This is a genomic window from Clostridium sp. CM042 (genome assembly GCF_055080995.1).
Window position 1 is genome coordinate 821,487 of record NZ_CM143646.1, and the last position, 14,538, is coordinate 836,024.

Here is a 14,538-nt window from a genome sequence, read left to right on the forward strand (position 1 = left end):
CTCTTTCTTTTACTTAAGTTCCTTGAGCTTTTTTATTAAAATCTTACCAGAAGAATTTTTGGGAAGTTCTTTTAAAAATTCTATATACCTTGGAGTTTTATATGATGGCAACTGATTTCTACAAAAATCTAATATGTGTTTAAAGTCAATATAATGGTTGTCTTCTATTAATACTACAAAGGCCTTTACTGCTTCTCCTAAAATATCATCTTCTACTCCAATAACTGCACATTCCACTACCTCTGTAATCTGTAATATTATGTCTTCTATTTCCTTAGGACTTATTCTAATACCACCACTTTTAATAATATTTTTATCTCTTGAAACTATATATATATATCCCTCATCATCAACTTTTGCTAAGTCTCCCGTATATAAGTATCCCTGCATTATAACTTTATCCGTTTCTTCCTTATCATTGAAATATCCTTTCATTATGTTTCCACCCTTAGCAACAACCTCACCCGTTTCTCCAGATTTGACTCGCTTTCCTTCACTATTTAAAACCAAAAGCTCCGTTCCTTTAATTCCACGTCCTATGGAATTCATCTTTTCATTAATTAAATCTGGCGGTAAATATGATAACCTCGCCGTAGCCTCAGTCTGACCATACATTATAAAAATGTCTACTCCTTTTAGAATATCTATAAGCTGTTTTATAAAATTCTCTGATAACATACCTCCAGCTTGAGTTATGTACCTTAATGTTGGAATCTTAGTATTCTTTATATCAGTCATTCTAAGCAGTATTTGGTAAGTGCTAGGGACCCCTGAAAAGCCTGTACAACTATACTTATTTATATCCTCAACAACCGTTTGCGGAAACATAAATTTATTGTTAATTACAAGGCTTCCGCCTACCCTAAAGTGTGTATGCAAAATTGAAGTCCCATAACAATAATAAAAAGGAAGTACCGTTTCCACTCTATCTCTCTCTGTAAGTTTCAGATATTCTATTATAGAATTTGTGTTATACATAAGATTATAATGAGTAAGCATTACTCCCTTAGCATTTCCTGTGGAACCAGAAGTAAAAAGTATTACAGCCACGTCTTCTTCTATATCTATATCATGACTGTAATTGTTTTCATGTTCGTAAGTAAAATCACACTCATTGCTATCTGTATAAATCTCAACATCTTTATAACCCAATTGCTGTATTTTTTCACTGAATTTATTTTGAGTGAAAATTAATTTAATATTAAGAGAATCTATAATATACTTTATCTCATTGCTACTTAAAGCTGGGTTTATAGGAACACAAATAGCTCCACATTTAATTATGCCAAAATAATTTTCAATAAAAAAATAAGAATTCTCTGAAACCAAAAGTACAGCATCCTTTTTAGAAAATTTCTTGTTTTTTATAAAAGAAGCTTTTTTTTTACATTTTCAAAAGTTTCCTTATAACTTATTTCATTTTTAAAAATTACAGAGGTTTTATTCAGTTTTGAGGAAAATTCAAAAATATAATCTGTGAATGTCATATCTGAACACCATATTTCCCAACTATCTTCTTAATATCACCTACGGTATACATTCTAGAGATATCCACTACATTTAAAGCTATGTCAAAAGATTCCTCTAAACTTGTTATAAGTTCTACATGACCTAAAGAATCCCAAAATTCTATTTCATCTGGTCCCAAATCATCATTTATATCATTAACATTTTTCAAATCAAATACATCACATAACACCTTGTTTAGTTTTTCCAAATTTGTCACAATAATTCCTCCTAAGTATTAATAAATTATTTAATATATATTAAATAAGCTTTACTATATTTATAGCAACTTTCATGCCAAAAAAGATTATACGTCGCCAAGTATAATCTTTTTTTCTTCTTCACTAAAGTGAAAATAATCATATAAATAATTTTCATCTTTTCCCTTAAAATCTATAATAATTGGAACACATAATTTCATTAAATTATTTGGATAATATTCATAAGCATCTTCGCCTAGTTTTTTTGCATAGGTCTTAAAATAAAATTCATAGATTTTACTATTTAATATATATAATAAAAAATCATAGGTAAACGGAACGTTTTCTTTTAATATCAATGCATATACATCTGCACTAAAATAACTTCCCTTGTCAAACGCAAATCTATTACTGCTTGCCTTAAAGGGAAAAACTATCTTTTCTCCTTCGAATATGTTTTGATTTCTGCCCCATTGAAGTTCATACCATTTTCTAATACCTCTTTGGCATTCTCTTCTTTTTAGTAGCTTTTCCTTCTGCAATTCAATATAAGATATAGCATTATTATAATCATGTGCGTTATGGATTAAATCTGAATATATTATGTAACTGTCTTGTCTTGAAACTTTATTTTTTTCTATGTAACTGCTCTTAATCCAAGGTTTTATTATATTTTTTTCAATATTTTCTCTTAGAGCAATATCATCGCTGACTACAAATGCTTTGTCACACCCAGTTATTACTCCCTGGTAACTATTACATATATTACTTAGGTGAGTAAAACTTCTTTGCTCAATTTTATTTATTATATTTCTATCTTTTTCATCTATTAGAATCCAACCTTTATCATTTAGTTGCCTTTTATTAAGAAGAAAACTACTAAATTCATTCCCACTTTTTAGAAATACACTGTTGTAAAATTCTTTTTTATGTTTATTTTTTACATTTGAAGGTTTTATAATTTCAATTTCACTATCCTCATTTTGATAATTCGTTATAAACATTATTACAGGGTCTATCCCTACGTTTTTAAATGGTCTTATCCCGTAAAAATCTATGATTTTGTCTATAGTGCATAGCTCTTTTAAAACCTTCCTCAAATCCTCACCACTAGGTGATTCTAAAAAGTATCTTGAAGTAATAAAAGTAAGCTTTCCATTCTCGCTTAGGTCTTCTAGTGCTTTTTTGAAAAAACAATAGGATAGATCCCCTTTATCTCTATATACTTCTTTATATCTAATTTTTAAATAAGATGCGTATTCGTTATCTATAGATTTTTTACCCACATAGGGTGGATTTCCTATGAATACGTCATATTTATGTTCACTTTCATATAATAAAAAATCCTTGTTAAAAACATTACTGGGTATGCTCCCCTGACTTAAATCATATAAATCTATAATCAGAATTTTCACAGCTATATCATCAATATCAAAGCCATACAAATTATGTGTTATTATATGTTCATCAATGCATTGAATATTTAAATTCAACCCATTTTTCTCATTTATTAATTTTAAATTATCCTTATATAAATTTCTAAGAAATTTAAAACAGCAAATTAATATATTGCCAGTTCCACAAGAGGGATCCACAATTTTTATGTACGGATTCTTTATTATCTGTTCTGCTTTTATGGTGTTTTCTACCATATAAGAAGTTATAGGTTCTGGAGTGTATACTGTGCCTTTTTCTTTATTATTTTTAATAAACTCATAATAAATTTCACCAAAACTTTTTTGCTGTATTCCTTCTATTTCCCTTTTATAATTTTTTAAAGCAGTTATTTTGAACATATCATCTATTGGACTTAAAATAATATTATGTAATTCACATATTTTCTGTTTTAACAAGTCAAGCATTTATTATCTCCATTCTATATAATTAAATTATTCTTTTGTTAATATCACGACCGACATAATAATCAATATACTTCCAATTACAATTCTAACTGATATAGATTCTCCTAAAATTAGTATTCCTAGTATTAACCCAACTATAGGCTCAATAGTACTAAAAATTGAAGCATTAGAAGGTCCTACTATTCTAACACCTTCTAAGAATGCCATTAAAGCCACCACTGTGGATATGAATGCTAATAATAAAATTGCCACAAGTGCATAAAAAGAAATATGCATGTTAAAATTACCAGTAGTGATTGCTGCTATAAACATAATAACAGCAGCTGAACACGATATATAAAAAGTTAAAACGTAACTGTTGATAGCTTTAATTTCTTTAAGAGATACTCCTAGCACATATATTGAATATAGCAGCGAAGCCATAGCTGCCAATATTATTCCTTTTAAATTAAAACTAACACTTCCCTTATCAATTAAAATATAAATACCTATTAAGGAAATAATTAAAGAGATGATTTTTCTAGCGTTTATTTTTTCTTTATAAAACATATAGGACAATAAAGTAATAATAGCAGGGTGCGTATATAAAATCATACTCGCCAATCCAACACTTATATAATTGTATGACATAAATAAACTACAAGACGTAAGTGAATATCCAAACATGCCTATGGTTAATACTAAAAATAATTGTTTTTTAGTTAATTTTAAAGATATGCCTTTATATTTTAAATAATATAATAGCATAATTGATGCAAAAAAAAATCTAAGCGCTAATGTGGTATATGTATTAGCCCCTCCTCTATATGACAATTTTGCGAGTATTGGCATAAACCCAAAAGCAATTGCAGATAAAACAATATATAAAATTCCTTTTGTTTTTTCCATGGTAATCCTCCTTGGTATGGTAAATCATCTTCTGCGAAGCTATGGTCTTAACATAAATAACAATTTAATAGCTACTAAAATTGTACCATCTTTATGTTAATTTTTCATCATTTAAATAATTTTTTTATAAATAATCGAAATATAACAAAATAAAAGCCCTATGTCTGCATTTGCAGGCATAGGGTAATTAAAAAAATCATCTAAATCATAATTTATTTAGTGTTTTCAGCATAAGCATTATCCCAAGTATTCAAGAATACAAAATCTTTTGCATCTTTTTTATCGTTATGATCTTTACACTCTGCAATTTCTCCGATAGGAGTCATTGCAACTACTTTGTAATTTTGTGGAATGGATAATGCTTTTTTTATAATATCTTCATCAATTGCAGCAATCCAACAAGTTCCATAACCCTCATTAGTAGCTGACAAAATAAAATGCTCCATAGCTATGGCACTATCCACTAAATAATACTCTCTGTTTTCAACTTCTCCTGAAGCATCTGGATCTGCTACTATAACCGCTGTCATTGGAGCATCTAATATTGATTGTGTTGCTGAATTGTCCTTATTCATTATAGATTTAGAAATTTGTTCTAGCTTGTTTTTTTCATCAACTAAAATAAATTTGTATGAAGTATTATTTTTCCATGAAGGCGACATCATAGCTGAATCAATCATTTTTGTTAACTTTTCTGTATTTACTGGGGTGTTCTTAAATTTTTTAATACTTTTTCTACTTTTAACTACATCATAAAATTCCATATAACACACTCCTTTAATTATAGTATGTGTAATCACTTCATAAATAATGTAGTTGTTTCACCTAAAGTTTTAAGGATAGAACTTGAAAAATATACTTATTATTTTTTTAGTATATTCTTATAAATTTCAAAATAATTTTCCCAAAACATCTCTATAGTAAAATTATTCACAACAAAGTTATATATCTTTTCACCCTTTACATTTAAATTACTCTTATCTAAATATGCTTCTTTCATAGCTTTATAAATATTTTCATTGTTTTGATTTTTTACTTTATACCCGCTATCTTTGCCTAGTATACTTTGTAAGTCTCCAACTTCGGTATAAATCATAGGTTTCTTTACAATTGCTGATTCTAAAACAGTTAATGGTGGTGCTCCGCCCTCGCTTAAAGAAGCTAAAACACTAACATCAGAGGCATTTATATAATCTATTGGATTAGAAACATTTCCGGTCATTATAACTTTATTTTCTAGTTTTAGTTCCACTATTAACTTCTCTAGTTCGGATTGTAGCTCACCATCACCAACTAAAAGCAATTTTACATCATGAAATTCAATAGTAAGTTTTCTAAACCCCACTATAACTTCTCTATGATTTTTTATAGGATGTAATCTCGCAACCATAACATATACAAAATCATTCTTCTTTAATTTCAAATTATTTCGTATATCTTCTGTTGGCGTCACAATACTAATTTTTTTTATATCTATACCATTGTTTACAACTGCTTTACTTCCTTGAATTTTTTTTTCTTCTAATAAAACCTTCAAATTATTTGATACACAAATATAATTATTAAAGCTCTTTAAACCCTTAATGCTCAGGGGAGTAAAAATAAAATATTTCACTTTATTATTAAGAAAATCATATCTAAAATCACTGTGAACTACAGCTACTGTAGGTACGTTTAATTTGCTTTTTAAAATCAAATGCATTAGGAATGGCTTTGCTCCATGGAAATTTACTAAACTTATCGAATTGCATCTTATAAAATTCACTAGCTCAATATTATTAAGCTTCTTACTAAAAAGTTTATAGCTAACATCCGTAACTCTAACCTTTGAGTAAAGTGGACCTTCTCCCAGGCAACCGACTATATTCTCAAATTTGTTATTGTATTTACTGCATATGTTTAATACGTGTTTTCCACCACCACCATTATCATTCCCTGATATGATATGCAAAACTTTAATATGGATCCTCTCCTTTACTTCTCTGATGTTAATAACAATTATTTACGTTTATACTTGTCCTTTATTACCATTAAAATAAATTTAGGTATAGATGATAATCTTTTAATTCTAAATGGTTCTTTCGCAACTCTGTATAACCATTCCATTCCTATATTTATCATCCATTTAGGTGCACGTTTAACATTACCAGCTATAATATCAAAACTTCCTCCAACTCCCATAAATACTTTACAAGGAAGTCTGTCCATATATTTTGCTATAAATACTTCTTGCCTTGGACATCCCATAGCAACAAATAAGACTTGTGGACTAACTTTTTCTATTTCTTTTAATAGTTCTTCACAATTGTCCATTTCGAAATATCCATCATGACTCCCTAAAATATTTAATTTGCAATATTTAGTTCGTAAATTAATATTGCACATATTCACTGTTTCTTGGGTGGATCCTAACAAATATATTCCTTGGTTTTCTTTTTCACATTTTTTTACTATACGATCCATTAGTTCTACACCAGCAATTTTTTCTTTCACTGGTTGCCTTACAATTTTAGAACATATTACTGTACCAATTCCGTCTGGAATAATGATTGAATTTTCACTAGTGAAATTTTCTAACAATAAATCATTTTGTAGCCCACTAAAAAGCACTTGTGGATTTCCTGAAACAATATGTACTTTTTCAAAATTGTTTATGTTTTTAAACAATTCCTCTATGGTATCATTAAAAATTTCGTATTGAAAAATTCTTGTTATCATAAATAAAACCCCTCCAAATTAACGACTTCTTAATAAGCCCCTTCTTTTTTAAACACAGATATCACTGTTAAGAAGATAATTTTTATGTCTAGTGCAACTGAAAAATTTTTAATGTAATCCAAATCATAAGTAACTGTTTTCCCTAGTTCAATTTCTCCTCTTCCACTAATCTGTGCAAGTCCAGTGATTCCTGGCAAAATCAGAAGTCTTTGATAGTAGCTTTCGGGATAATACTTAACTATCTCTGGTATTTCAGGCCTCGGACCTACAATGCTCATTTGTCCAAATAAAACATTAAAAAATTGTGGAATCTCATCTAAGCTGTTGCACCTTAAAAATTTTCCGACCTTTGTTATTCTAATGTCCGCCTTGTCTTGAAATATAAAATTCTCCAAATCATTCGGATCTATATTAAGTTCCACTTTGCTTTCAGCTTGAGCTATCATAGTTCTAAATTTATAAATATTAAAGTTTTTTCCATCTTTACCTACTCTGACTTGCTTAAATACAGTTGCTCCTTTTGACTCTAGTTTAATAGCAATAATGATAATTAAATATATAGGCAATAATATAATTATACCTATAAAAGATAATGTAATATCCATTAATCTCTTAAGTCCAAATTTAAGCTTCTTATTCTCAATATGTGCTTTTTTATCTATAGTTATCATATTGCGTTAACTCCTACTTTCTGATGAATATTTAAGCGTCCCCCTGTATTTCTAAATTTCTTCACCAACTTATATATTCAAATTATTTGTTGATGCATTTAATAAACTTTCAGCTGTAGCTACTATAAACCAAAAATATGTTGTAACTTTAGGTACAAAAAATAGATTGTCTGATAAATTCATAAAATAAAATGCTACCATCGATGCCAATGCACCCATATAAAATGCTTGTAAAAATTTGTCATCCGTTATGGTAATTAATTTTTTCAATCTAATAAGTACTGTTATTAAAATCACTAAAAAAGATGTTATTCCTATTATGCCCAATTCACTTTGAGTTTTTAAATAAGAACTATGTGTAGTATATCTCGTATACGAGTTGTAGCTTAAGCCTTTATACTTATTAATATATTCATTATATCTACTGATATAATTACCATTACCAACTCCTAGAATTGGATGCTCCTTAATCATCATTAGAGCCGTTTTCCACAATTTAATTCTAGCCACATTTTGTCCATTATTTGTTAAATCCTTAACTGTGCCAAGAACCGCCGGACTAAATAAAGCCAAAATACCTACCCCACCAAAAACTAGAATTAATTTTAAGCTATATAGCACACATAAAACCGCTGCACCGATACAAACTCCTAATAAAACATTTCTAGAATAAGTCATAAGTATATTAAGAAATATTAGAATTGATATTATTCCATACATACTCTTCAATTTTTTATTTTTTTCATAAATTGTTAGCATTACTACTGGAAAAATAATCAAAATAAGAAAGCCCGCATATGCATTAGGATTTTGCATTGTCGCAGCAATTTTACCTGCTCTATATCCATAAGAGTATTTCACAATAAATCTTTTATCTAATCCAATTATTGTAAAGTATTGTATTATACCAAAAATACTTAAGATTCCTGATGTGAATACATAGCATCTCAATAAGTTTTTCACTAATTTTTTTGTGTTAAATTCATACTTAATTATAAAAAATATAAATACATATGTTAAAAATCTTGCGCTTTCGCTTAATGCTAATCCCTTTTCTAATGCATAAAAGGTTGATAATAACATTATGCCTAATAATATCGCTATGCTAATACTTAAAGTACTACTAAAGAAGTCTCTAATTCCATAAAGAAACCTTCCCCTCGTATCCTTATTAAAAATCAACTTTATGAGATATAAGCACATAATTATTCCTAATAAAATATCTGAAACAGATATTCCTTTTAAATTTGTTCCCTCTTGAATCAGAGGCATTATCACTATATAAGCACACATTAAATAATATAAAATACTATACTTAGCTTTCATTTTTACACCTCTTTATAGACTAATAATATTATTTTTACACGATATTTCCCTCACTTCAAAAAATTCTTGTATTTGTAAGTAAGTGAAAGATTGTGTATTATAATTTTTATAAATTAATCAATATTTTTTCTAATTTTCTTGTTATATTCTCTCTAGCATAATTCTCCATAACATAAGCCCTTCCATTTTCACCTAACCTATTTCTAAGTTCCATGTTATTATATAACTTTAACACCGCTTCTGCAATTTCTTTTGAATTTTCTGGTTCCACTACAATTCCTGCATTTGCACTTTTTATTAGTTTCGCAGCTTCACCCTGTACTGGTAAAATAATAGGTATTTCTGAAGCTAAGGTCTCAAACATTTTTGAAGGTAGAGCACCTTTAAAAAGTTCTAACTTCTTTAAAGGAATTATTGCAGCATCCATAGACGCTACTATTTTAGGCATATTTACCTTTGGCTGAAGAGGTAAAAAGGTAACATTTTTTAATCCTTTTTCTTTTGCCATATTTACAAGGTCTTGTTTTTCTGGACCATCACCTACAAAAACAAATTGAATATTTTTTTCCTCTTTTACTATCTCTGCTGTATTTATTATAACTTGAAGTCCTTGTGCAAGTCCATGAATACCAGCGTAACATAGTGCAAATTTATTTTCTACTCCAATTTCACATCTAAAGCTTTCATCCCTATTTTCTTTTTTAAATAACTTTGTATCAACTCCATTAGTTAGCAGATGTACTTTGTTTTTATCAAACCCTCTACTGACTATATCATCAACTATTCCTTCCGTTTGACAAGTAACAGCTGATGAGCGTCTATAACAAAATTCTTCTAACCATACAGACATTTTAATGAATAACTTATTATGAAGTACACCTAATTTTATAGCTGATTCTGGCCATAAATCAGATATGTTAAAAACAAATTTAGCTTTTTTAAGCTTAGCTATTACATACCCTGAAAAGCCTAAAAACAGTGGTGGCGATTCCGTTATTACTACATCCTGCTTATCTATATGAATAGCTCCTTGAAATACAGAAGAAAAAGTAAAAGATAAATAATTTCTTAATTTTTCAGTAAAACTCTTAGATTTTGTAGCATAAATACTAGTTCTAATTATCTTTATACCTTCAATTTCTTCTAAAACTACCTTCTTACCTTTATACTCATCAAAAATCTCTCCTCTAGGGTAGTTAGGCATTGCTGTTAATATTGTAACTTCATGGCCAAATTCCTGTAACTTTTTAGCAAACTCAAAAATTCTATTTTGAGGTGCCCCCACCTCTGGGGGACAATATTGAGTTAAAAATAAAATACGCATGTTTTCCCCTCTATTATCTGTTTATAATTTTCAAAATTTTTTCTGCAGCATGACCATCTCCAAAAATATTTTGCTGAGATTTATTTGGAATAAAATTAATTATGCCCTCAAGAATCTTAGTTTTATCAGTTCCAACAATAATATTCCAACCATTTTCTACTGTTTCTACCCATTCTGTTTCTTCTCTCATAGTAATACAAGGCTTATTCATAAAGAAAGCTTCCTTTTGAACTCCACCACTATCTGTAACAATCTTTTTGCAGTGCATTTCTAAACTGATCATATCTAAATACCCAACTGGGTATATTATCTTTATATTATTATTAAAGTTCAAACCATAATCATCCATATATTTTTTTGTTCTTGGATGTAATGGTAATATTATTTTTTTGCCACTCTCATTTAATGCCTCCATAATATTCCTTAATCTATTTATATCATTAGTATTTTCCGCTCTATGTATTGTAGCTAAAATAAATTCTTCCTGGTATAAATTAAGTTTCTTCATAATCTTAGATTTCTCTTTTGAAATTTCAGAAAAATTAAGAGTCGCATCATACATTACATCCCCTACATTATGAACACCCTTAGTTATGCCCTCAACACTTAGGTTTTTAATGGCTGAAGTTGTAGGTGCAAACAGATATTTTGAAATATGATCTGTTAAGATTCTATTTTGTTCCTCCGGCATATTCATGTTAAAGCTTCTAAGTCCCGCTTCTATATGTGATACTGGAATAAGTAATTTACTTGCACAAAGTGCTCCAGCAAATGTTGAGTTCGTGTCCCCATAAACTAAAACCATATCTGGTTTTTCTTTTATATAAATTTCTTCAAGCTCTATTAACATCGTACCAGTTTGCATGCCGTGTCCACCTGAACCTACTTCTAAATTATAATTAGGCTTAGGTATTTTAAGTTCTTCAAAGAAAATTTTCGACATATTTTCATCATAATGTTGACCTGTATTTACTAAAATTTCCTCATGCTCATTTCTAATAATATTCGATACTGCAGCTGCTTTTATAAACTGTGGTCTTGCTCCTACGACTGTTAATATTTTCATATATACTCCTAACTTTTAATAAAGTTTTTTTAATAAAAGTTAGAATTCTCACTTCCTTTTCAAGGCATCATTTATAAACTTTCTATGATATTCATCAGTTCTCTAGTTAAATTTTCTCTGTTGTACTTTTTAACTTTTTCCCAATGAATACCTAACTTTTCCTGCGTACCTTTCCAAATGCCATAGGATTTATATATAACCTCTTTAATTTCATCTATATTTTCAGGATTACAACAAAATCCTGTGTTCGTATCAAGAATTAAATCTTTAGCAACACCATCCGGTACAATACTGATAACAACTCTTCCACTTCTTATGTATTCAAATATCTTTCCTGTATATACGCCTTTGCTACCTTCAAAAGCTCCTATAATTAGAAGCGCTGCTGAAGAGTTTTCTAATTCCTTTAAACTTTCTTTATGGGGCAAATATGATATAAATTCAATAACTTTATCATATTTTGCAATAAAAAGCATAATCTCTTCCTGGGCATCCTTGCCTATTTGTCCAACAAATCTAATGATAAGCTCTTCCTGTTTTATTTTTTTATCCTCAATAAGCCTATCTATAGCTATTAAGAAATTCTTTGGTGATATCTTCCCATATAGAGTTCCATTATAAGTTATAATATATTTGGGCGGTGTCCTATCTATATTATAATCATTAAAATCATCCTCATCATATCCATTAGTAATTATTTTAAATTTATCTGCTCTCTGATTTTTATATCTATCAATAAAATCATCTATTATAGGTTTACTTACAGATATTACAACATTCGCTTTTTCAATAACTGTCTTCTCCATCTTTTCATTTTTTCTCTTAGCATAGGTCGTGTAATCTGCGAATGGGTTAGTTACCCATTGGTCACGAAAGTCAGCAATCCATGCTATGTTAGATTTCTGCTTTAATTCACAAGCAATTAAATGATCAGTATATGGTGCTGAGGTAGAATATATTATATCAATTTTTTCTTCCTTAATTATTTTAAGCCCTAATTCTACCGCATCTTTTTTCCATGAAATTTTATCATCCGGTATGTACATATTTCTATAAATATTTAATAAGATTTTTTTTATTTTTCTCTTAACTTTAGATTTAAGTGTAATTTCAGAGGTTTTTTTTATTATATCCTCTTTATTTTCAACCTTCACAGTTTTGACATGGGTTATATTCCTATTAGCAATAGTATTGACAATAAAATTATCTCTTTGCATAGCCCTAAATACCTTTATTCCGTCCGTTGATTCAGCTTTCAAAGACTCATCCTTTATAGTGCTCTTTTCATTATTTACAGTAAGCACGTTTACGTTGTATCCAAATTTCTTTAGAAACTTAGCAAATTTTAAAGTTCTCTGAACCCCTGCACCTCCTAGTGGTGGGTAAACATAAGCTACAATTAATATGTTTTTCATTATTAACACCTCTCATTGTCCTAACTCTTAACTAACAGATTTCCCTTCTGAATATATCATTAATATCATCACTACAGTAAAAACAAAAGCAGGCACTACACTTATTGGATCTTTTGAGGCCATAAAGGATTGACCTGTAATATTCCCATAAACAAAGAGACATAAAAGCCCAATAATTCCTGGCCATTTAAATTCCTTGAAATCTTTCTTTTTATTTTTAATTATACCCAATACTGACTTTATTAAGCTACTTAGCCAAGCTAACATAAAAGTAAAAGTAAATACAACTCCAAATTCTGTAATTAAATTAAGAATTATATTATGAGCATCTATGTACATTTTTTTAGGATTCCCACCATATTGTAAATAGTAATATTTAAAGTGCCCTGGTCCCACACCAAAATAAAAGTGGTCATTTATCATTTCAAAAGCTAAAGCCCATATTGGTCTTCGACTTTTAGTTTGCTCTATTAATCTTTTAAGCACTCTGGCATTGTTGCTAACAAGGTCTTCTATACTGTTTATCTTTATGCCTGTTGCAATTTCTTCCACCTCCCACCTATGCATAACATTAAATGTCATGCAAGAAATCACAACTATAGAAATTAGTATATATTTTTTCCAATTCTTTATATCAACTATAATTACAATAAAAAAACACATAGCTAATGTTAGGAGAATGCCTCTTGATTTTTGAGTACTAAAATTAATTATTTGAATTAATAATAAGAATATATATATTTTATTATGTCTCCCTGATAGCTCTTTATTTATAGCATACAATAATATAAAAGGCATTACTATTATAGTATATCCAAGCATGAAATTGCTACCTAATACCCCATAGAGATGCTGATTATTGCCACGTACAATTAAATTATATAAAGTTACTATTATATCTGGTATTGATGATAACGTAACTCCCACACATAAATAGCGCAATATATCTTTGTAAAACTCTCTATCGCTTTTCTTATAGCAAAGCATACCTACGCTATAGATCATCATTGAAACTATGTTAAGTAGCACTAGCTTAAATGATTCTAAAACATGAATACTTCGCATAGAAGATATAGTCGCTAATAATAACAATATAATATAGAGTACACTTAGCCTGGTGTATTTAACCGTAAGCCTTGAAAAATCAAATCCTCCATCTTTAAATTCGCGAGCAATATTTGTTAAATATATAGCGAAGTAAGCGAAATATACCCCTTCACCTATCCCAGCTATATTTAACCTATTCATAATATACAATGCCATAGGTATTATGGGTATTGCTACCGCGTAAATTAAACTTGCGGTAACAAAATCTTTAAACATTAAAATCAAACTACAAATTACGAACAAGGTTACAAATATGCTACTTACGAACATGAGCACATTTGATGTACCCATTTTTATAAATAACCCTATTTCTATAACTGCATATAACCCTAGAATTATGTGAATATATTTCTTTAGATAATAGTAATACTCTTTAATCTCTTGCATTAATTGCATTTTTATCCTCCTACATAATTTCTGATATTTTCAAATGACAAGTACATTGCAAGCTAGAA

13 protein-coding genes are annotated in these 14,538 nt (G+C 28.9%); all 13 read right to left on the minus strand.

The window, feature by feature from the left end; translation table 11 throughout:
• Window positions 1–9: 9 nt before the first annotated feature.
• The 13 genes from ACWJJ7_RS03920 to ACWJJ7_RS03980 all read right to left on the minus strand — a co-directional run bounded on the left by ACWJJ7_RS03920 (window position 10) and on the right by ACWJJ7_RS03980 (window position 14,479).
• A complete protein-coding gene (locus ACWJJ7_RS03920; RefSeq protein ID WP_462964032.1) occupies window positions 10–1,329 on the minus strand; it encodes an AMP-binding protein in 1,320 nt (439 codons plus the stop codon).
• 154 nt (window positions 1,330–1,483) lie between these two features.
• Window positions 1,484–1,726, minus strand: a complete 243-nt coding sequence (locus tag ACWJJ7_RS03925) for an acyl carrier protein (RefSeq protein WP_462964033.1) — start codon at window positions 1,724–1,726, stop codon at window positions 1,484–1,486.
• A gap of 87 nt (window positions 1,727–1,813) precedes the next feature.
• Window positions 1,814–3,568 (minus strand): Eco57I restriction-modification methylase domain-containing protein, encoded by a 1,755-nt coding sequence (locus ACWJJ7_RS03930; protein WP_462964034.1) that lies wholly within the window; start codon window positions 3,566–3,568, stop codon window positions 1,814–1,816.
• 27 nt (window positions 3,569–3,595) lie between these two features.
• The gene (locus ACWJJ7_RS03935; RefSeq protein ID WP_462964035.1) at window positions 3,596–4,456 is read right to left on the minus strand and encodes a DMT family transporter; all 861 of its coding nucleotides are present in this window, start codon (window positions 4,454–4,456) and stop codon (window positions 3,596–3,598) included.
• Between the two features lie 212 nt (window positions 4,457–4,668).
• A complete protein-coding gene (locus tag ACWJJ7_RS03940; RefSeq protein ID WP_462964036.1) occupies window positions 4,669–5,220 on the minus strand; it encodes a nitroreductase family protein in 552 nt (183 codons plus the stop codon).
• 98 nt (window positions 5,221–5,318) lie between these two features.
• Complete coding sequence (locus tag ACWJJ7_RS03945) at window positions 5,319–6,407, minus strand: glycosyltransferase (RefSeq protein WP_462964037.1); 1,089 nt, start codon at window positions 6,405–6,407, stop codon at window positions 5,319–5,321.
• 47 nt (window positions 6,408–6,454) lie between these two features.
• Entirely contained in the window at window positions 6,455–7,174 is a 720-nt protein-coding gene (locus ACWJJ7_RS03950; protein ID WP_462964038.1) for a WecB/TagA/CpsF family glycosyltransferase, read from the minus strand.
• 29 nt (window positions 7,175–7,203) lie between these two features.
• Entirely contained in the window at window positions 7,204–7,845 is a 642-nt protein-coding gene (locus tag ACWJJ7_RS03955) for a sugar transferase (RefSeq protein ID WP_462964039.1), read from the minus strand.
• A 69-nt stretch (window positions 7,846–7,914) separates the two neighbouring features.
• Window positions 7,915–9,171, minus strand: coding sequence for an O-antigen ligase family protein (locus ACWJJ7_RS03960; protein WP_462964040.1), 1,257 nt, complete (start codon window positions 9,169–9,171; stop codon window positions 7,915–7,917).
• Window positions 9,172–9,277: 106 nt separating this feature from the next.
• Window positions 9,278–10,495, minus strand: a complete 1,218-nt coding sequence (locus ACWJJ7_RS03965) for a glycosyltransferase family 4 protein (RefSeq protein WP_462964041.1) — start codon at window positions 10,493–10,495, stop codon at window positions 9,278–9,280.
• A 13-nt stretch (window positions 10,496–10,508) separates the two neighbouring features.
• The gene (gene wecB, locus ACWJJ7_RS03970; RefSeq protein ID WP_462964042.1) at window positions 10,509–11,561 is read right to left on the minus strand and encodes a non-hydrolyzing UDP-N-acetylglucosamine 2-epimerase; all 1,053 of its coding nucleotides are present in this window, start codon (window positions 11,559–11,561) and stop codon (window positions 10,509–10,511) included.
• A 71-nt stretch (window positions 11,562–11,632) separates the two neighbouring features.
• Complete coding sequence (locus ACWJJ7_RS03975; protein WP_462964043.1) at window positions 11,633–12,976, minus strand: glycosyltransferase; 1,344 nt, start codon at window positions 12,974–12,976, stop codon at window positions 11,633–11,635.
• Between the two features lie 27 nt (window positions 12,977–13,003).
• On the minus strand, window positions 13,004–14,479 hold the full coding sequence (locus tag ACWJJ7_RS03980) for an O-antigen ligase family protein (protein ID WP_462964044.1): 1,476 nt from the start codon (window positions 14,477–14,479) through the stop codon (window positions 13,004–13,006).
• Window positions 14,480–14,538 lie beyond the last annotated feature (59 nt).

Excerpts from the sequence above, each read along its gene's own strand:
- ACWJJ7_RS03980 (WP_462964044.1), bottom strand. The coding sequence starts at position 14,479 with ATGCAATTAATGCAAGAGATTAAAGAGTATTACTATTATCTAAAGAAA.
- ACWJJ7_RS03965 (WP_462964041.1), bottom strand. The coding sequence starts at position 10,495 with ATGCGTATTTTATTTTTAACTCAATATTGTCCCCCAGAGGTGGGGGCA.
- ACWJJ7_RS03950 (WP_462964038.1), bottom strand. The coding sequence starts at position 7,174 with ATGATAACAAGAATTTTTCAATACGAAATTTTTAATGATACCATAGAG.
- ACWJJ7_RS03975 (WP_462964043.1), bottom strand. The coding sequence starts at position 12,976 with ATGAAAAACATATTAATTGTAGCTTATGTTTACCCACCACTAGGAGGT.
- ACWJJ7_RS03940 (WP_462964036.1), bottom strand. The coding sequence starts at position 5,220 with ATGGAATTTTATGATGTAGTTAAAAGTAGAAAAAGTATTAAAAAATTT.
- ACWJJ7_RS03935 (WP_462964035.1), bottom strand. The coding sequence starts at position 4,456 with ATGGAAAAAACAAAAGGAATTTTATATATTGTTTTATCTGCAATTGCT.
- ACWJJ7_RS03955 (WP_462964039.1), bottom strand. The coding sequence starts at position 7,845 with ATGATAACTATAGATAAAAAAGCACATATTGAGAATAAGAAGCTTAAA.
- wecB (WP_462964042.1), bottom strand. The coding sequence starts at position 11,561 with ATGAAAATATTAACAGTCGTAGGAGCAAGACCACAGTTTATAAAAGCA.
- ACWJJ7_RS03960 (WP_462964040.1), bottom strand. The coding sequence starts at position 9,171 with ATGAAAGCTAAGTATAGTATTTTATATTATTTAATGTGTGCTTATATA.
- ACWJJ7_RS03930 (WP_462964034.1), bottom strand. The coding sequence starts at position 3,568 with ATGCTTGACTTGTTAAAACAGAAAATATGTGAATTACATAATATTATT.